1 pseudogene is annotated in these 279 nt (G+C 61.3%); it reads right to left on the bottom strand.

Annotated features, from left to right (window positions below):
• Positions 1–279 (bottom strand): annotated as a pseudogene (locus tag LB454_RS13980) (IS21 family transposase); the annotation flags it as partial.

Below are 279 nucleotides of genomic sequence, written 5' to 3'. Positions count from 1 at the left end.
GCACAGCCGGACATAATCCTTTACAACAGTGTAGCCGCCACCAAAGCCATGCTCGTCGCGCAGACGTTCAAATATCCGTTTCGCGCTGTGCCGCTGCTTCACAGGCGCAATGCGATCCGCTGCCAGGACCGCGTCAATCACTGGCAGCAGCGGCCCCAACTTCGGCTTCGCCACAGGCTTGGTCCGCGTGTAGCCCGGCGGCAGCGAGAACCGGCACATCTTCGATATCGTCTCGCGGCTTAGTCCAAAGACCTTCGCGGCCTCGCGCTGGCTATTACC

The sequence above is a fragment of the Psychroflexus montanilacus genome, from assembly GCF_020164535.1.
Lineage (GTDB): Bacteria > Bacteroidota > Bacteroidia > Flavobacteriales > Flavobacteriaceae > Psychroflexus > Psychroflexus montanilacus.
This window is presented reverse-complemented; position numbering and strand designations above follow the sequence as displayed.